The organism is Psychrobacter sp. SHUES1 (assembly GCF_001652315.1).
Lineage (GTDB): Bacteria > Pseudomonadota > Gammaproteobacteria > Pseudomonadales > Moraxellaceae > Psychrobacter > Psychrobacter faecalis.
In genome coordinates this window covers 1-18,741 of sequence record NZ_LXWA01000054.1, presented here as the reverse complement: position 1 = coordinate 18,741, position 18,741 = coordinate 1, and the positions used below count along the sequence as shown (strand labels likewise).

The 18,741-nt window shown below is 41.6% G+C and carries 12 protein-coding genes and 1 pseudogene; 8 read left to right on the top strand and 5 right to left on the bottom strand.

Features of this window, described 5'->3' with window-relative positions; all coding sequences use genetic code 11:
• Positions 1–747 precede the first annotated feature (747 nt).
• From hutI to hutU, 5 genes are all read right to left on the bottom strand, one after another.
• Positions 748–2,082 carry an imidazolonepropionase gene (hutI, locus tag A7325_RS07560; RefSeq protein ID WP_068406479.1) on the bottom strand — a complete coding sequence of 445 codons (1,335 nt, stop codon included), beginning with the start codon at positions 2,080–2,082 and terminating at the stop codon, positions 748–750.
• 38 nt (positions 2,083–2,120) lie between these two features.
• A complete protein-coding gene (gene hutG, locus A7325_RS07555; protein WP_068406477.1) occupies positions 2,121–3,212 on the bottom strand; it encodes a formimidoylglutamase in 1,092 nt (363 codons plus the stop codon).
• A 69-nt stretch (positions 3,213–3,281) separates the two neighbouring features.
• Entirely contained in the window at positions 3,282–4,844 is a 1,563-nt protein-coding gene (hutH, locus tag A7325_RS07550; RefSeq protein WP_068406475.1) for a histidine ammonia-lyase, read from the bottom strand.
• Between the two features lie 90 nt (positions 4,845–4,934).
• Complete coding sequence (locus A7325_RS07545; protein ID WP_068406472.1) at positions 4,935–6,317, bottom strand: YjiH family protein; 1,383 nt, start codon at positions 6,315–6,317, stop codon at positions 4,935–4,937.
• Between the two features lie 45 nt (positions 6,318–6,362).
• Positions 6,363–8,081, bottom strand: coding sequence for a urocanate hydratase (gene hutU, locus A7325_RS07540; RefSeq protein WP_068406469.1), 1,719 nt, complete (start codon positions 8,079–8,081; stop codon positions 6,363–6,365).
• A gap of 284 nt (positions 8,082–8,365) precedes the next feature.
• On the opposite strand from hutU, the gene A7325_RS07535 reads away from it, so the two are divergent.
• From A7325_RS07535 to A7325_RS14245, 8 genes and pseudogenes are all read left to right on the top strand, one after another.
• The gene (locus A7325_RS07535; protein WP_068406506.1) at positions 8,366–9,130 is read left to right on the top strand and encodes a UTRA domain-containing protein; all 765 of its coding nucleotides are present in this window, start codon (positions 8,366–8,368) and stop codon (positions 9,128–9,130) included.
• 789 nt (positions 9,131–9,919) lie between these two features.
• Positions 9,920–10,975, top strand: a complete 1,056-nt coding sequence (locus A7325_RS07530; protein WP_068406468.1) for a histone deacetylase family protein — start codon at positions 9,920–9,922, stop codon at positions 10,973–10,975.
• A 57-nt stretch (positions 10,976–11,032) separates the two neighbouring features.
• Positions 11,033–12,460 (top strand): sodium:solute symporter family protein, encoded by a 1,428-nt coding sequence (locus A7325_RS07525; protein WP_068406467.1) that lies wholly within the window; start codon positions 11,033–11,035, stop codon positions 12,458–12,460.
• 173 nt (positions 12,461–12,633) lie between these two features.
• Positions 12,634–13,908 carry an NRAMP family divalent metal transporter gene (locus A7325_RS07520; RefSeq protein ID WP_068406464.1) on the top strand — a complete coding sequence of 425 codons (1,275 nt, stop codon included), beginning with the start codon at positions 12,634–12,636 and terminating at the stop codon, positions 13,906–13,908.
• A gap of 112 nt (positions 13,909–14,020) precedes the next feature.
• Positions 14,021–15,688 (top strand): thiamine pyrophosphate-dependent enzyme, encoded by a 1,668-nt coding sequence (locus tag A7325_RS07515; protein ID WP_197488883.1) that lies wholly within the window; start codon positions 14,021–14,023, stop codon positions 15,686–15,688.
• 93 nt (positions 15,689–15,781) lie between these two features.
• Positions 15,782–16,937, top strand: a pseudogene (locus tag A7325_RS07510) (aldehyde dehydrogenase family protein).
• A gap of 182 nt (positions 16,938–17,119) precedes the next feature.
• The gene (locus A7325_RS07505; protein WP_068406463.1) at positions 17,120–18,043 is read left to right on the top strand and encodes a LysR family transcriptional regulator; all 924 of its coding nucleotides are present in this window, start codon (positions 17,120–17,122) and stop codon (positions 18,041–18,043) included.
• Positions 18,044–18,519: 476 nt separating this feature from the next.
• Positions 18,520–18,741, top strand: a 222-nt coding sequence (locus A7325_RS14245) for a helix-turn-helix domain-containing protein (RefSeq protein ID WP_156508513.1), incomplete at its 3' end; no start/stop codon positions are given.

Sequence of the window (18,741 nt, the reverse complement as noted above, 5' to 3'; positions counted from 1 at the left end):
GTCAATACATCATCCATATAAATATCGGTACCTTTAGCGGTGTAGTCTATTGAATCAATAAATTTTTTGGTAAGTTTAACTTTCATATATCACCCATGCAGCAGACATAACCATAGTGTTAATAGTCATCATACTTTAATTACTACAAGGGTCAAAGTATCAAGATAGTATCAAAAATTTAATTATATCTATGCATTCGCATAAATTTTAGACAATAAAAAACCCTTACAAGTCAATTACTGTAAGGGTTTGAATTTGGTGGGCCCAGTAGGACTTGAACCTACGACCAAAGGATTATGAGTCCTTGTTTTTACAACAACAATACACAATGGATGGCGATAGTTAGCTGCAATTATTGTCTGAAAGCCTTTCATATTAAAGGATTGGATTAAAAGATAAATATACCTATCAACAAGTAGAGATGCATATCAATAAATTTAGAGTATCAAAATAGTATCAAATTAATAGTATTGATACTCTCTAAAAGTCTAAATAGTTATGGCTGCTATCTACTGATACTTAACAGTAAGGGACAAGTATTCAGTTCAATGTATCAAAAAAGCTAGCAGCTAGCTGGATTTATCTATATGTGGTTGAAATAAAGTTATTTTAGTAGGCCTCTTACAAAATTAGCAGAGTATTTTACAATAAATAATACATTTAACACCTATTAGAAAATATGACAAATATAGAGCCGGCAATGCTATGATCTTAGATTGAAGCTATTAGACAGTATTTTTACCCTGCTTACGTACACCATTGACCTTGAATCATAATACCTTCAATAGGATTTAAACCCATTTGATAGGCAAGATCAGCAAGGCGAGTGATATCCCATAATGCTAAATCAGCATCGTAACCAACTTCTATTCTGCCTTTTTTGGCTAGACCTAATGCTTGTGCCGCGTGAACAGTTGCCCCTGCCAATACTTCTTCAGGTGTTAAATAAAATAGTGTACAGCCCATATTCATTGCTAATAACAACGACGTTAATGGGGAAGTGCCAGGGTTGCAATCTGTCGAAATGGCAATCGGTACTTGATGTTTACGTAACTCTTCAATTGGTGGTAACTTAGTATCACGTAATGTATAAAAAGCGCCTGGTAATAACACGGCCACTGTGTTGCTTACGGCCATCTTTTTAATATCTTCCTCTGCTAAGTGTTCAAGATGATCGCTTGATAGACCTTGGTATTCTGCCACCAAAGCACTAGCGCCTATATTTGATAGCTGTTCAGAATGTAGTTTCACTGGCAAGTCTAACGAATGAGCAGTATCAAAGACGCGTTTAATTTGCTCAGCAGTAAAAGCGATATTTTCACAAAAACCATCAACCGCATCTATCAGACCTTCAGCATGTAAGATTGGCAACCACTGGCAAACTTGTTCAATATAATCATCCGCACGGTCTTTATATTCAAGCGGTAGGGCATGAGCAGCTAAATAAGTGCTGCTAACATAAATGTTGTGCTTGTCACCAAGTTTGCGCGCCACTATCAGCATTTTACGTTCAGTGTCTAAATCTAAGCCATAGCCCGACTTAATCTCGATGCTGGTTACACCTTCTTTTATCAAAGCAAGCAGGCGCTTTTCACTTTGTGCAAATAATTCATCGCTACTGGCTTCGCGAGTAGAACGAACTGTTGATACAATACCGCCGCCTTGAGCAGCGATATCTTGGTAGCTAGCCCCATGTAATCGTGCTTCAAACTCATTACTGCGATTGCCGCCATAGACAATATGAGTATGACAATCAATCAATCCCGGCGTTATCCAATGACCATTAGCGTCTGTGATTTGTTGATTTTGATAGTGCGTTAGGTAGGGCGTTACTTGCGTATGTGCTCCGATCCATGAAATTCTACCATCTTTAATACCAATAGCAGCATTTTCTAGCTGACCATAAGGTGTGGCTTCATTTTGACCATTGTTTTGATTGTGGCTATAAATATCAAATCCGTAGTGTGTTGAAAAGGTTGCTAGATTGGCATTAATAATGATGTGATCGAAGTCAGCCAAGCTATTCATAGAATCTTTGGTATTGATAGAATCTTCGAGTATTTGTGCATTAGAGTGGTTCATAATAAGCTCCTGCTTAATATTTAAAAGCCTTTCTTTATTTATAAGGTCAGTAAATGCTGCTCTATAATCGTCGCCAGTAGTCTTGCTGCAACTTTGCAGCTACGCGAATCAATATCAAAGGTTGGATTAATCTCAGCAATATCCGCTACTTTTACTTTTCCTGAGGACAAAATAAGTTTGACCGCGCGCTCAACGAAACTGAGCTCAATACCGTACGCAGCTGGTGCACTAACACCAGGTACAACGCTAGATGGTAAGCAGTCCATATCAATGGATAAATAAATAATATCAACGTTATCGATGAAACTGGTTATTTGAGTAGCAATTTTTTCCCACTTTTTATTGGTGCACTCTTCATCACTGATGATATGCACGCCCAGTTGCTCAGCACGATCAAAGAGCGCAGCAGTGTTGGAAAAACGACTGACGCCGATACAGCAATAGTTAAACGGCTGACCATGTTCATCAAGGTGCTCGGCAATTTGTCGAAATGGTGTGCCAGATGTTGCGACATCAGACTGGCGAATGTCCAGATGCGCATCAAAGTTAATAATGCCAATACGCGGTAGCGCCTTTGTAGCATTGGTAATATCTGTCGGCTGTAGTGCTTGCCATAATCCTAAAAAGCTACCATAAGCAATGGCATGACCACCACCAAGACCGATAGGTAAGCCGCCTTTTTTAATAATATGGCTTACCTTATCGGCATATTTAACCTGTGCTTGTTCTAGCATATCTGCGGCAAAGTCATCATGATCATGGCAATGAATGTCGCCTGCATCACCTAATAGGGTTGACAGTTGATTATCGAAGCATTGTTGTAATTCAGCGATGACGGGCAGTGCTGCAAATGCTTGACGAATCAAGGGCGGAGCCGCTCTTGCACCCACGCGTCCTTGATTGCGTCTAACGCCTTGATCACAAGCGAAACCGACCAGCCCAACACGTTGGCCGTTTTGCTGACTGGCGCTACCAAAGGTATAAGGCTGCGCTATTTGATACCAGTAGCGGGCACGAGCTGTCTCAAACGGCTCTGCACGCCCTGTCCAGCGACTAATATCAGCTGCCGTATGGCTCACAGATTTTGTATGGATAATCGTGCTCGCTGCTTTATTTGTCAGAGAGGTCATCGCCAGCTTCCTTGTTTTATTCGCTTTTATGCTATTGGCCTTTATCAACCAGTTTTTATCAATCAGCCGTTATTTAGAATCATACCAATTATTGCGTAATGACTGCCAATGCTCAGCAAGCGTACCGTCTAATACCAGCTGCTTTGCTGCTTCGATATCAGAGGCTAGGTAGCGATCTTTATCATAAAAGGTCACTTGCTCGCGTAGTTTCTGATGTGCCACTGTCAACGGCTCTGAGGTTTCTAGTCCGCGATGGAAGTCGATACCTTGACCTGCAGCTAATAGCTCAATACCGATAATAGTGGCGGTGTTTTGTGCCATCTCATATAAGCGACGGGCACAATAGGTTGCCATCGACACATGATCTTCTTGGTTAGCAGAAGTTGGAATGCTGTCGACACTACCTGGATGGGCGATAGATTTGTTCTCTGAGGCGAGCGCTGCTGCCGTCACATGAGCAATCATAAAGCCTGAGTTGACCCCAGCATTATCCACTAAGAATGGCGGCAAACCACCTGATAAAGTCGCATCGATAAGCAAAGCAATACGGCGCTCAGACATAGAGCCAATCTCGGCAATAGCTAAAGCTAAAATATCGGCAGCAAAAGCCACTGGCTCAGCATGGAAATTACCGCCAGAGATAGCAACGGGACCGTCATCATTGTTAAAGATAAGTGGGTTGTCCGTGACAGCATTTGATTCAATCAATAGCGTCTTGCCTGCTTGATTGATGATATCAAGGCATGCGCCCATCACTTGGGGCTGGCAACGCAGGCAGTAAGGATCTTGTACTCTGTCGTCTTGCTCGCCATCGTGTGAGGCGCGAATAGCACTGCCTTTGATCAGCTGACGGTGCGCTTTAGCGATTTCGATTTGACCATGATGACCACGTACTTCGTGGATACGCGCATCAAATGGCGCATCTGAGCCTTTGGCGGCATCGATAGATAGCGAGCCGACGATGGTTGCTGTCTCAAGCAAATCACGTGCTAAGAAATAACCACGTAGTGCCAATGCCGTTGATACTTGAGTGCCGTTAATCAGGGCAAGGCCTTCCTTGGCTGCTAGGGTGATAGGCTCAAGACCATGCTGCGCTAGTGCATCAGCGGCCAGGACTTTTTTACCATCAACATAGACATGACCTTCGCCCATCATCGCTAGTGTCATATGTGATAAAGGTGCGAGGTCACCAGAGGCACCTACTGAGCCTTTAGCAGGGATATTTGGGGTAATTTGATTGTTAATTAAACCCAGCAAGCTATCGACCACGGCGCAGCGTACGCCAGAGACGCCTTGTGCCAAACTGGTCACCTTCATCACCATAATCAGTCGAACCACATTGGCTGGTAACGCTTCACCCGTACCCACCGAGTGAGAGACGATAAGGTTACGCTGTAGTAACTCTAACTGGTCATCGCTGATACGGGTTTTTGCCAATAGACCAAAGCCAGTATTGATACCATAAGCGCTTTTATCACGGCGGATAATCGTTTGTACATCTTCGTGTGAGGCATCTATCGCCTCATAGGCGCTCTCAGGCAAGGTCAATATGACGGGCTGCTCATAGATATCGCGTAGTATCTCAAAGCTAAGTTGACGTGGCTGTAGGGTTAGTTTCTTGATAGCAGTCATGATGGTAGTCCTAATGTTAAATGTTATTAGCCGTATTTATTATATGGTGGGGTAGTGATGTTGTGAGTGTATTAATAGGTGCAATTTATCTTAACTTATCCAACCAAACGATATTGCCAAATGTCCAAAAGCTGCTGCCAACAATATACTAAGTGCCACACGCTGGAACCAAACGATGACCATTTTGCCAACAGAGATGGGAATTTCAGTTGCTAGTACACAAGGAATCATGGCAGAAAAAAACAGCACACTGCTAATAGAGATGACGCCTGCGACGTAACGGGTCAACATATCCGCTTCACTGAGCAATAATGCCGGCAAGAACATCTCAGCCAATCCTGCTGACATGCCTTTGGCAGCGACGAGCGGCTCTGGCAAACCGCCCAACCAAGTAAAGGGATAAAGTAGCAGTCCTAGGGCGTCAAATACGGGCGTATACTTGGCCAATAATAAACCAGTGAGTCCAACGGCGATGATAGAGGGCACAATCGCTGCCGCCATGATCAAACCATCACGAAAGTTAGTCCATAGAATGTGTTTAAAATCCGATGCATGGCGTGACGTGGATAAACCCAGCTCATAAGCTGCTTTTAGACGCGCGCCTCTTTTATAGTCTAAATTTGGACGATCTACTTCATTATCAAATAGACTAATTGGTGGAATGCGGGCAGTGATGGCGGTAACGATAAAGGTAATCACTAGCGTTGACCAAAAAAATAGATTCCAAAATTCCATCAGTCCCAATGTTTTGGCGACAATGACCATAAATGCGGCAGACACGGTAGAAAAACCTGTGGCAATGATAATAGCTTCACGCGCAGAATACTGCTTTTGTAGATAAACACGATTGGTAATTAATAGCCCAATTGAGTAACTGCCCACAAAAGAGGCAACGGCATCAATCGCTGATGCGCCAGGCGTTTTCCAGATAGGTTTCATGATCGGCTGCATCAATACACCAACCATCTCAAGCAAACCAAAACCCACTAAGAACGCCAGAATCAATGCCCCAAGCGGCACAATCATACCAACAGGTAATGCCAGTTTTTCAAATAAAAACGGCAGCATATCCTTTTCCATCATAAAGGCTGGCGCGTTACCGGTGATATACATCACGGCTAGCACTAAGCCGAGCACTTTAAAAACCGTTAAAATTTTATGCGTGATATTTTTACGCCATGAGCCATCGATAAATGGTTTGCTCACCCCAAATATCATCAGCACAAATAATAAGGTCACAGATAATGTATGCTGCTGATTGACCAGATAGGTGGCTCCATGGTCGAACAGAATCGTACTTTTGTCACCAATGGTAAAAGGGACAAAAAACATCACCAAACCTATCGTACTAAATACAATCAGCTGTAGTAGGGCAATAGGTTTTGATAGCAGGGTCTCTGACGCGGTTGTATCCGGCATGGTGTTGGCATCTTGCTCAGTTTGCCCAAGGTTTATAGTATCTTGCTTGGTCATATTATCGTCCTTGATAAAATCATGTTGTCTGTTTTTCTATGAAAACTACTTAATCATCGGTAGATTTAGACCATAATCCTGAGCAGTTTTAATCGCCAGCTCGTAGCCAGCATCGGCATGACGCATGATACCTGAGCCGCAGTCATTGACCAGTACGCGTGACAAGCGCTTGGCAGCGCTATCTGTACCATCAGCGACGATGACCATGCCTGAGTGTTGCGAGTAACCCATACCAACGCCGCCGCCATGATGCAATGACACCCAAGTGGCGCCGCCTGCGACATTGAGCATGCCATTTAATAATGCCCAGTCAGAGACCGCATCTGAGCCATCTTTCATGCTTTCGGTTTCGCGGTTTGGACTGGCAACAGAGCCAGTATCCAAATGGTCACGACCGATAACGATAGGGCCTTTTAGCTCGCCGTTTCTGACCATCTCATTAAAGGCAAGACCCGCTTTATCACGCTCACCAAGACCTAACCAGCATATACGGGCTGGCAGACCTTGGAATTGAATGCGCTCTTTTGCCATATCAAGCCAGCGATGGATATGGGTGTTTTCAGGGAAAAGCTCTTTAATCTTTTGATCGGTTTTGTAGATATCTTCTGGATCCCCTGATAATGCGACCCAGCGGAATGGCCCTTTACCTTGGCAAAACAGCGGACGTATATAAGCAGGGACAAAACCTGGGAAACTAAAGGCGTCTTTTACCCCTTGATCAAAAGCCACCTGACGGATGTTATTGCCATAATCGGTCGTTGGGATACCCATGGCTTGTAGATCTAGCATCGCCTGTACGTGTACGGCACAAGACTGAGCAGCGGCTTTGGTTAGCGCTGCATGTTGCTCAGGGTTTTCTTGTGCTGACTTCCATTCCTCAATCGTCCAGCCACTTGGTAGATAGCCATTGATTAAATCGTGGGCTGATGTTTGGTCGGTCACCAAATCAGGTTTGATTTCACCGGCATTGGCACGCTTGACCATCTCAGGCAAGATATCAGCGGCATTGCCAAGTAAGGCGATAGAAACGGCTTCGCCTGCGGCAGTATGCTGCTTGATGAGCTCATAAGCATGGTCTAGGTCATCAGCTTGCTTATCGACATAGCCGGTACGCAAGCGAAAATTAATACTCGACTGTTGGCATTCGATGTTTAGAGAGGTTGCGCCACCAAAAGTCGCGGCCAATGGCTGCGCACCGCCCATACCACCAAGACCAGCAGTCAAAATCCAACGTCCTGCCCAGCTACCGTTATAATGCTGGCGACCTGCTTCGACAAAGGTTTCATAAGTACCTTGAACGATACCTTGGGTACCGATATAGATCCAACTACCCGCAGTCATCTGACCGTACATCAATAAGTCTTTACGATCCAGTTCGTTGAAATGCTCCCACGTTGCCCAGCGCGGTACAAGGTTAGAGTTGGCAATCAATACACGCGGCGCATTTTCATGAGTTTGAAAGACGCCAACCGGCTTGCCAGATTGCACTAACAATGTCTCATCGTCTTCTAATTCTTTGAGTGACTCTAGGATTTGATCATAGCTTTCCCAGTTACGAGCGGCGCGTCCGATACCGCCATATACAACCAAGCTTTTTGGGTTTTCGGCCACATCAGGGTGTAGGTTGTTTTGTAGCATACGATAAGGCGCTTCGGTCAACCAGCTCTTGCAATTCAGCGTACTGCCAGTCGGCGCTGCGATATTGCGACTCTCGTCACGGCGAGTATATTCAGGGGTTTTATTTAATCCATTATTAGTGGTCATGAGCCTATCCTTGTGATATCTGTTGAGACAATGTGGTAATCAAAATGAGCTTTTCACGGTCAGTATGCTAAATTTATTTGCACTAACGTAAAGTTGTATATACAAATTATCAGTAATTATTTTTTCATGCAAGGTTTTTTTATAGTAGCCAACCTATTCATAAGGTCAGCTTGCTCGAAAGGCTGTGCTAATAGTGATTATAATAATTCTCATGATATTATGTCAGCACTTGCACAGTTTGCAGTCAGCATTTAAAGATGAGCATGACAAAGGTGAAGCGTGAAATGACGAAAGCAGTTCCAGCATATCAGCGGATTAAAAGCGCCATATTGGATAATATCCATTCGGGTAAATGGCAGGCAGGTGAAGCCATCTCCACCGAAATGGCATTGGCAAAAGAGTTTGGTGTGTCGCGAATGACCGTAAACCGCGCCTTAAAAGAATTGAGCGAGGAGCGGGTATTAGAACGTAGACAAGGGTCAGGGACGTTTGTTGCTCAGCAGCAGTTCAATCATACCTTTGTAGAAGTGCGCAATATAGCCCAAGATTTAAAATCTGCCAATCGCAATTACCAAGCTCATGTTGTGAGTAAACGTATTGTTACTGCAAGCATGTTAGACGATGAAATGCGAGACAAGTTTAATATTGACGAAGAATTTGTGGTTTCTGATTTAAAGGACTCTATTAGCACTACTGATAGCAATGAAGCAGCTATTTTATATGAAGTAAAGATCATTCATTTCGCTGATGGTCAGCCGATTCAGTTTGAAGAACGTTGGGTGGATGCGATAAAAGTACCAGATTTTATTGAGCAGGATTTTAATGTGGTAAACACCAGTGACTACCTCATTGCCAAGAGCCCACTTGAGCGTGGTAGCTATATCATTCAGGCATTAGCGGCTCCTGAAGAGATTGCTAAGGCTTTGCAAATTCCTGTAAATTCACCGACATTGGTGCTGCGACGTCGGACGTATTCAGCAGGGCAAGTACTGACCTTTGTAAAAATGTGGCATGCAGGAGATCGTTATCAGTTTGCAGGAGAGCTGTAAGCTTTATTTTTAAATAAAGCTTTCACTGACGAATCTGATAATCTCTTAGTATAAGGTTTTTGATTTCGAGCCCTATAAATCAACTCACCCATCTATTTTTATCGATAGTGTATCCAATTAGGGCGTGTTCTCATTTTTAGTCCATTTAGATGTCCATCGATTGAATTGAGGACACGTCCTAGTCCTTTGAGCTAAAAAAATTAATTGTCACGTCAAATACCGTTAAGTCACTATAAAAGAGACACAGTGTAACTGATATAGATTTTTCGCAGCATTGAGCAGCGTCGGCACAGCAAGCAAAATTTGTACCAGTCTAGTGTATACATTCAAAGTATTTATCTTATTTAGCATCGTCTACAACAAATTACCGTATCTCCTACGCGTTATTTATTCTGCAATTAATCCTCACTAATTTTTTTATTGTAGCTGTCTTCTTGACAGTTCTTGTCATAAGAGTGATTTCAATCTGATTTCTTAAATAGACTTAACAAATACTGACTTAACGGGCATTAGCTATACTTATATCCGCTATTAATTTATAACGTTTGACTGTCGCTTTTCAGCAACATATATTAATTGAATGTTATTAAGTATCAGATTTGGTGCCGCCTACAACGAGATTGCCTACAACGAGATAGAACGAGATAGAACGAGATAATCATGAGAGAGGTATTAGATTTTTTAATATGAATTCTCAAGTGCTTTTAAAACGTGTCAATGATTTTGATAGGCAGTTAACACGCTTATTCGCCAAAAAATAAGTTTTTTAGAAACAAGGAAATGTACAGCATGAAAATTTATAGCCATGAAAAGCAAAAGCTTCATCATCCAAAGACCTATTTCTCGCGTGGAAAAATGCGTGAGCCTCAAGAAAAACCTGAGCGATTGGTTGAGCTTTTGAAGGCACCAAAAGATTTAGGCTTAGCAGTAACGACCGCTAAAGATATAGGAATCGCGCCGATTTTAGCCGTACATGATTTGGATTATGTTGATTTTTTAAAGCACGGCTATGATGAGTGGATGGCTGTCGATGAGGAAATGGGCGAGGAAGTTCAGACGACCGTTTATATTCAGAATAATTCTGGTCTTGGAATCTTAGCAAAAGCGGCGAAATATCAAGCCGATGGAAGTGCTCCCATTGGCAAGCATTCATGGACCTCTATTTATTGGTCAGCTCAAACGGCACTAAACGCTGCTGATGCCTTATTAAAGGATGAAGTCAATCAAAACCATAATCAAAATAATGTGCAAATATGTCTGACCAGACCTGCAGGTCATCATGCTCGTAAAAACGCAGCAGGTGGTTTTTGTTATCTAAATAATGCAGCCATCATTGCGCAGTATCTTCGTCAAAAATTTCAAAAGATTGCCATCATCGATACAGATATGCACCACGGTCAAGGTATTCAAGAAATATTTTATCACCGTAAAGATGTGCTATACACTTCTGTACACGGTAGCCCCATCAATTTCTATCCTGTAGTCGCTGGTCATGAGCATGAGAGAGGTGAGGGAGAGGGTTATGGCTATAACATCAATTTTCCGATGCCGCACGGTACAGATGAAGCTGGATTTTTTCATTATGTTGATCGCTCAATCGAAACTTTAAAACTGTTTAACCCAGATGTTATTGTTCATGTCTTAGGGTTTGATATCTATAAAGATGATCCACAAGCCAAATGTAACGTTAGTACGGAAGGTTTTAAAACCCTCGCACAGAAACTTAAAACACTAAATAAACCTATTATTGTGCTGGTTGAAGGAGGGTATTGCATAGAAAAGCTTAATGAGAACCTACAAGCTTTTATCTCTGGGTTTCTCTCAAAAGATATAATCAACAACTAAAAAGCGAGCAATATCTGTTAAAAGGAATTCAACAGATAAAAAAAGAGGGAGCAAAGTATGTATGGTTCAACTGAACGTTTGATTTTAGGTTCTTTGGTGGTGGTATATTTCTTCTTTCTATTTGGAGTGTCTTTTTATATTCATAAGACAAGTATTAGAACCTACGATGATTATAACGTTGCGGGAAGATCTGTATCAATATTCCCTCTGGTTTTAACTTTTGTAGGGACTGCAGTTGGTGGTGCGACATTATTAGGTTTCATGCAAAACGGCTTCTTATATGGAATGGGTCAGCAATGGCTCAATCTAGCAATTGCCATTTCAGGCATACTTACACTTGGGTTCTTGTTAAAGAAGATTCGTATCCTTGGCGAAAAATATCACATGGTAACGATTGCAGATTTCACAGTTTTGAGGTTTGGTGAGGGCGCTCGAATTCCTACTGTTATTAGTGTCTTGGTTGCTAATTGTTCGTTAACCGGAATGCAATTTGCAGCCATTGCTACCGTACTTAATCTAACAATGGGGTTAGATATAACGACAGGTATTTTAATCAGTTGGGTTTTGCTTACCTTAAAGACATATTATGGGGGAATGAAGTCAGTCATTTGGCAAGATGCGTTTCATGGAACGATACAAACCATTGGTATTTTTGTGCTTTTTGTAACGGTCATCATAGCTTCCGGTGGCTTGCAAGAAGTATCTAGACAAGCTGCGCTTGCCAATCAGAATGACTTTTTAAGTATTCTTGGTATAGCCCCTTCAGAAGTTTTGGTTTACTTATTAACTATTGGGGCTTATCAATTTGTGAGACAAGACTTGTGGCAGAGATTTTGGGCTGCCGGAAGCGCTAAGATAGCTAGAAATGGTTACTGGATTTCAATTATTTTGACGTTTATAACAGGCGTTTTTATTATTTCAACCGGTGTTATGGGGCGTTTTGGACTGAATCTAGGTGAGATTGAAGCAAGCCTTACTTATTATACAATTATTGGCGAAGTATTTAGCTTTCCGATGGTTGTGGTTATGATTATTGCTCTACTTGCAACAGTAATATCAACAGCTGATTCTTTCTGTATGGCAGGTGCCTCTTCAATTATAAACGATATCATTAAACCAAGACTCGAAGAAACACCTGATTTGGATAGTCGCCTATTAAAATATAGTCGCGTTTCAGTTGTATTGGTTTCAGTTTTCTCTTTATTCTTAGCGCTATATATCCCTCAGTTAGTCAGCTTGTGGGTGACAGGTGCAGCTATGTTAGTATCAAGTTTACTAGCGCCAGTCCTTGCTGGATTGTTCTGGAAAAAAGCAACTCGATTAGGTGGAACATTGGCAATGTGGGTTGGTCTTATTGTAGCAGTAATTTGGCAAATCCTCGGCCACCCATTCGGTTTGCATCCTATATTCGTGGGTTTTCCAATTTCGATTTGTCTGGTTATTTTTGTGTCATTAGCGACGAATGACACAAGTTATGACATTTAAGGCATTTAAATTGATTAGACATGGCTAAGATTTGATTAATTAAAAACAACAAGGATGTTGAGTATGAGGGTTTCAATTCTAAAAATGCTCGGTTATGCCGAGATTTATTTTAAAGCAGTAAGTGCAGCCGATAGTCAGACTTCGTTTTTTACTATTACTAGTGCGAGGCTGTTATGTCTAAACAATTAACTTCTACTTCGATTAATAGCGATGTGCAAAACAACTTCAGTTGGCGCACCCTTGGTCCAGGTATCTTATTGGCATCTGCAGCTATCGGTGGCTCGCATTTAATATCTTCCACTCAAGCTGGGGCAACTTATGGTTGGCAGCTTGCAGGTCTTATAATAATAACTAATCTATTAAAGTATCCATTTTTTCGCTTTGGTACCGACTATGTTTATGGTACTGGTGAATCTTTAATCGCTGGTTACTATAAAAAATCAAAAGTTTACTTGGGCGTTTATCTTTTTTTGTCTATGTTTGCGTCGGTAGTAGGTACGGGCGCTGTAGCTTTACTTTGTGCTGCTATTCTAGGGTTTATGCTACCTGCTAGCCTTGAGCTATCAACTATTACACTATCTGTTATTGTAATGGGTATTTCTTGGGTGTTTTTGGTTGCAGGGCATTACAAGCTGCTTGATAGCGTTAATAAGTGGATTATTATCGCTCTGACGTTTGGCTCTCTTGTCGCTGTCATTATGGCCGCAGGAAAACCTACTGTTATGACAGCAGACTTTGTTGCAACGTCACCTTGGAATCTAGCGACTTTAGGTTTTCTTGTCGCTCTAATGGGATGGATGCCTGCACCAATGGAGTTTTCTGCAATTAACTCAATGTGGATATCTGCAAAAATTAAGGCTGAAAATACCACTCATCGTCAAGGTCTGATTGATTTTAACGTAGGGTATTCAGTCTCTACAGTTCTGGCGTTAGTGTTTTTAGCGCTAGGAGTATTTGTTCAATATGGCTCAGGTCAAGAGATCCAAACAGCAGGTAGTGATTACGTTGGTCAACTAATTAACATGTATACAGCTACTATCGGTGAATGGTCTAAATTCCTCGTGGCTTTCGTGGCTTTCATGTGTATGTTTGGTACCACACTCACAAGTGCAGACGGAACAGCGCGCGCAAATTCTGAATGCTTACGACTTTTCAAAGGTAATAAAGAGATTACTAATAAACAAATATTCTTCTGGACAACCTACGCTATTGTTGGAGGATTGATCATCATTATCTTCTTTACCGGTCAACTTGGCTCAATGCTTAAATTTGCAATGATAGCTGCTTTTATTGCTGCACCTATTGTTGGCGGACTGAACTATGTATTAATTAAAGATCATAAAAAATTATCTACCGTAATGAACATATGGGCAATCGTGGGGCTAATTTTCCTAACAGGTATTGCTTTGCTATTTATCGCTAATTTATTAGGTTTTTTTACTGTCTAATACACAGAAAAATAATTAGTGATTTTAATAGGCTATAACCTAACAGTTGTAGTGATAAGACTAGAAAAAAATTACATTTAACCGGCTCGTTAAAAAAATTAAGGGACTAATAATGAATAATATAATCCATGGTGGTCAAGCGATCGTAGATAGTCTGCAATTACATGGGGTCAGTCGCACCTATGTCGTTCCTGGTGAGAGTTATCTCTCGGTATTAGATGGATTATATAACGCTGATATCCAAACAGTTGTATGCCGACACGAAGCCGCTTGTACCTATATGGCAGATGCTCATGGTAAGTTTACGGGTCAGCCAGGTATTGCCATGGTGACCCGTGGACCGGGCGCGGCGCAAGCTTATACTGGTATTCATACTGCATGGCAGGATGGTGTACCACTTATATTGTTCGTTGGGCTCATTCCTGTTGCCGATAGAGACCGTGAGTCGTTTCAAGAATTTGACCCTAAGCAGTGGTTCTCTAGTCAGTGTAAGCGTGTATTCATATTAGATGAAGTGTCAAGAGCATCTGAGATTGTGGCAAAAGCATTTCATGCAGCTTTAGAAGGGCGACCAGGCCCTGTCGTGGTGGGACTGCCTGAAGACATCATTCAGCAGGAGTTTCATGGGCAATTGCATCCAGTGATACCTGTTGCTGAAGGCGCTGTATGCAATGACAATCTTGATGTCATATTAAATGCCTTATCGGCTGCTGAAAAGCCACTGATTTTTGCAGGAGGACAAAATTGGACGACAGAGGCTTCTGTACAGCTAACGAAGTTTGCCGAAGACAATTGTATTCCTGTTATTCATGATTGGCGGGCCTCAGACAGAGTGGCTTTTGATTCTCCTGCCCACGCAGGTTATCTAGGTTACGGGCGCTCAGATGAGTGTGCCGCTCTTATTGAAACGGCTGATATACTGCTGACGATAGGTACTGTGTTAGGTGATGTCGCTAGTGATGGCTATAAATTGCGCCAGTCATTTGATAAACCCAATTATATTGTTAATTTAGACACCAGTTTGCGCGGTCATAGTGGCTCAGTGACTGAGCATATCGTCGCCAGCCCTATTAGCTTTATCAAAGCAATCAGCCAAGCGTCAATAACAGCCTCAGAGTCGCGTGATAGTTGGTTTAAGTATTGTCATGAACAGCAACGAAAAGACTGCGCGTTTCCAGAAACGCTCGCAGCAATTGACAATGTAGAGAAAAAAGATACTTATCAGAAATATGCCAGTATGACTCAAGTTATCGAAGCACTTACTGAGCAGTTACCTACCGATACTGTCTATAGTTTTGGCGCTGGCAATCATTGTTTATGGGCGCAGCGTTATCTGCCTACGCATACTTTCCCAAGTCAGCTCAGTACCAGAAATGGCGCGATGGGCTATAGCTTGCCTTCAGGTATTGTTGCTGCTTTAGAGTCGCCAGAACGCCTATCGATTGTGATCACTGGCGATGGCGAATTTATGATGAATGAAGCGGAATTATCAACATCCATTCGTTATAATGCTCCTGTTTTAATTATTTTGATGGACAATCAGCAGTTTGGTACTATCCGTCAACATCAAGAAGCACATTATCCTGATAGGGTATCTGGTACGCAGCTACAAAATCCTGACTTTGCAGCACTCGCTAACGCCTTTGGAGCACATGGCATACGAATCACTAGCAATAACGATATTAAAGCGAGTGTCACTGAGGCGATACATGTCGTCACAAAAGAACGTAAAACGGTATTGTTGCACGTGATTACTGATCCTGATGAGTTAACGCCCTAGCTGTCAATCTAATTAATATCTTATGCTAATAATTATTCATAACAAGGAAGTATTATGACAAGCTATTAAGTAACGAATCCGGCGACTGGCGAGATCGAAAAGCAATATGTCAACCATTTTGATCACGAAGTACAGGCTATCATTACCGAATCAAATGATGCTTATCAGGAGTGGCGTACAATTGATATCAACTCGCGTGTACGCATATTAACTAATATTGCTGATCTGTATGACAAGCAACGGGAAGCCTTAGCGAAAATTATGGCACGCGAAATGGGTAAGCCTGTGGTGCAAGGTGAGGGAGAGCTTGCATTAGTCAGTGAAATATTTCGCTATTATGGCAAGTATGGTGAGGAGTTTTTGCCGACAGCAGATTTGCCTAATGCTCAAAACGCCGTAGTAAAAAAAGAACCTATCGGAGTATTGCTGGGCATCATGCCATGGAAGTACTCTCATTATCAGGTAGCAAGATTTATTGCACCGAACTTGATGTTAGGTAATGCGATGGTGTTGAAGCATGTGCCCTCATGTCCAGAGTCTGCTGTAGCTATTACTACTATATTGGCACAAGCAGGCTTACCTAAAGGTGTTACTTGAATTAGGAGGTTCGGATCCTTTTATAGTCTTAGCAGATGCAGATGCAGATGCAGATGCAGATATCGATCAAGCATGTAACGCCGCAAAACGTATTATTCTACAAGCGGATATTTATGAGGAATTTGTAGAAAAATTAACCCATAAAGTTGAATCGTTAGAGCCTGCTGATCCTCTATGCAAAGAGACTTTTTTAGGACCATTATCCTCGAGCCAAGCTTTAGAGATTATTCAAGCACAATATGATAATGCCATAACGCAAGGTGCTACAGTGCTAGTAGCTGGTGGACAGATAGCAAAATCGGGGGCATGGTTTAAACCTGCGCTATTAGCTGACGTAACCCCAGATATGCAAGCCTATCATGATGAGCTGTTTGGACCAGTAGCTGTCGTATATAAAGCGCTTGATATTGAGGAGGCTATAAGGCTTGCTAACGATACGCCATTTGGTCTAGGAGCATGTATTCATACGCAAGATATGGCACGTGGACAAGCAATCGCCGAGCGGCTGAATGTTGGTATGGTGACGTTTAATCAAGCACCGGGGACAGCAGCTGAAATGCCTTTTGGTGGTGTTAAGCGCTCAGGTTTTGGCCGCGAGCTTGGTCCTTGTGGGATGAATGAGTTCGTAAATTTTAAGCTATATAATAAATAAGCGTTTATACAGTCCCGTTATCTCTAGCTATATTGTATTATAAGCTGAGGACAATGATGAAAGGTGCGTTAAACATTCACAGGCTGGATGAGTATCATAAAAACTAAATCCTCTGTGTTTTTAGCAGGCCTTTCATGTTGATTGGTTATCAATATATCTAGAGTATAAGTGCTGAAACTACCATGCTGCAACAGAAATTAGCCGATAGCTTGAATTGGACATTACTTCATGTATTAATTGTTATCTATGAGGAAGGGAGTATTAGTACAGCTGCAAATCGCTTAAATATTACCCAATCAGCGGTCAGTCAAAACCTTAAAAAGCTTGAAGAGCAGCTCGAAAGTCAGCTGGTCATTCGTAATACCAAACCGTTAGAGCTTACACCCATCGGTCATTACTGTCTTCAAGTTGCCCAAACGATATTTACAGAAATAACCTCAATTGAGGCTATGAAGGGTAGCAATTCACATCTCTTAGAAGGCGAGATTAAATTGCTGGTCGCCAGTCGACTCCATAATCCAAAATACAATGATTTTTTAGTATATTTCAAAAAAAAATATCCAAATATCACTTTAGATTTGACAGTAAAATCAAGTATGGATATTTTAAATAACCTCAAACAAAAGACGCCTGCTGTGGGTATCTGCTTAGCCCGACATATCCCAGAAATCCTTAATCAGCAATTATTATTTACTCAGCGATATTATCTATACTGCGGCTACCATCATCCTCTATTTTCAGTGCCTGATTTGAGTTTTGACAGTCTATTAAAAGAAGATTTTATAGCTTTTAATAGTGAAGATATTGGTGATGTGCTTTCGCCAATTACGGTATTTAAAGAAAACCATGATATTACTGGTCGCATTAGTGCTTATACCAACAATTTAGATGAAGCGGTGCGCCTGATTTATACCGGCTATGGCATTGGTGCGCTACCTGACCAGTTTATTGCCGCAACGCACCTAGAGTCTAAGCTCAGACGTTTGCCGCCAAACGAAGGTATTGCTGATATACCCGTATATCTTTTTTGGCATAAAGACCGCGCTTTATCACCTATCGAAGCTAAATTTATTGAAGAGATTATAGAATTTGATGTTTCTCTTTAATTGAAACCCTCAAACCCGAATATTAACAATACCATCTGAGAAAAGTGATTTCATACCTAAGTCTTCTACACTATACAAGTGATAGTATTTAGGTCTTTTTCGAATCATCAGTGTAAAATAAATCCATTGTAATGGAGAGGTTAATGTTATTTCGGGCACCATAGTATTGGGGTGTATGCCACCTAATAAATAATAGTTTTAAATAATATTGGGTTTACTCTAATATTGAATCTTTCTTCGCTATCGATATTAACTTTAAAGCTATCCCTTAATAAGAATAAATATCAGTTCAAAAGTTTTCTTTTTAGGTGATATTAACATCATTGGGGGTCTGACTATATATACTAATATATTCAACGAATTCTTTTATTTCTTAGATTAACACATGAAGTGCAATACCAAATGCAAGGTGAAAAAAAGACCTAGATGCGCTAGCATCAAAGTTTTTATCCACCGACCAAAGTGAGATTGCAACCATGAGCTATACACATCTAAGCCTAGGTGAACGATACCAGATTTATGTCCTTAAAGGGGCAAAACATAGTATTAATTTTATAGCGAGGGCGTTAAACAGAAGTCCCAGTACCATATCAAGAGAGCTTAGACGCAATAAAAGCCTACGAGGTTACCGAGCAAAGCATGCTAATAACAAGGCTTGTGACAGACGGGCTAACAACGCCACAACTATTGTGGCTGAC

Excerpts from the sequence above, each read along its gene's own strand:
- hutI (WP_068406479.1), bottom strand. The coding sequence starts at position 2,082 with ATGAACCACTCTAATGCACAAATACTCGAAGATTCTATCAATACCAAA.
- hutG (WP_068406477.1), bottom strand. The coding sequence starts at position 3,212 with ATGACCTCTCTGACAAATAAAGCAGCGAGCACGATTATCCATACAAAA.
- hutH (WP_068406475.1), bottom strand. The coding sequence starts at position 4,844 with ATGACTGCTATCAAGAAACTAACCCTACAGCCACGTCAACTTAGCTTT.
- A7325_RS07545 (WP_068406472.1), bottom strand. The coding sequence starts at position 6,317 with ATGACCAAGCAAGATACTATAAACCTTGGGCAAACTGAGCAAGATGCC.
- hutU (WP_068406469.1), bottom strand. The coding sequence starts at position 8,081 with ATGACCACTAATAATGGATTAAATAAAACCCCTGAATATACTCGCCGT.
- A7325_RS07535 (WP_068406506.1), top strand. The coding sequence starts at position 8,366 with ATGACGAAAGCAGTTCCAGCATATCAGCGGATTAAAAGCGCCATATTG.
- A7325_RS07530 (WP_068406468.1), top strand. The coding sequence starts at position 9,920 with ATGAAAATTTATAGCCATGAAAAGCAAAAGCTTCATCATCCAAAGACC.
- A7325_RS07525 (WP_068406467.1), top strand. The coding sequence starts at position 11,033 with ATGTATGGTTCAACTGAACGTTTGATTTTAGGTTCTTTGGTGGTGGTA.
- A7325_RS07520 (WP_068406464.1), top strand. The coding sequence starts at position 12,634 with ATGTCTAAACAATTAACTTCTACTTCGATTAATAGCGATGTGCAAAAC.
- A7325_RS07515 (WP_197488883.1), top strand. The coding sequence starts at position 14,021 with ATGAATAATATAATCCATGGTGGTCAAGCGATCGTAGATAGTCTGCAA.
- A7325_RS07505 (WP_068406463.1), top strand. The coding sequence starts at position 17,120 with ATGCTGCAACAGAAATTAGCCGATAGCTTGAATTGGACATTACTTCAT.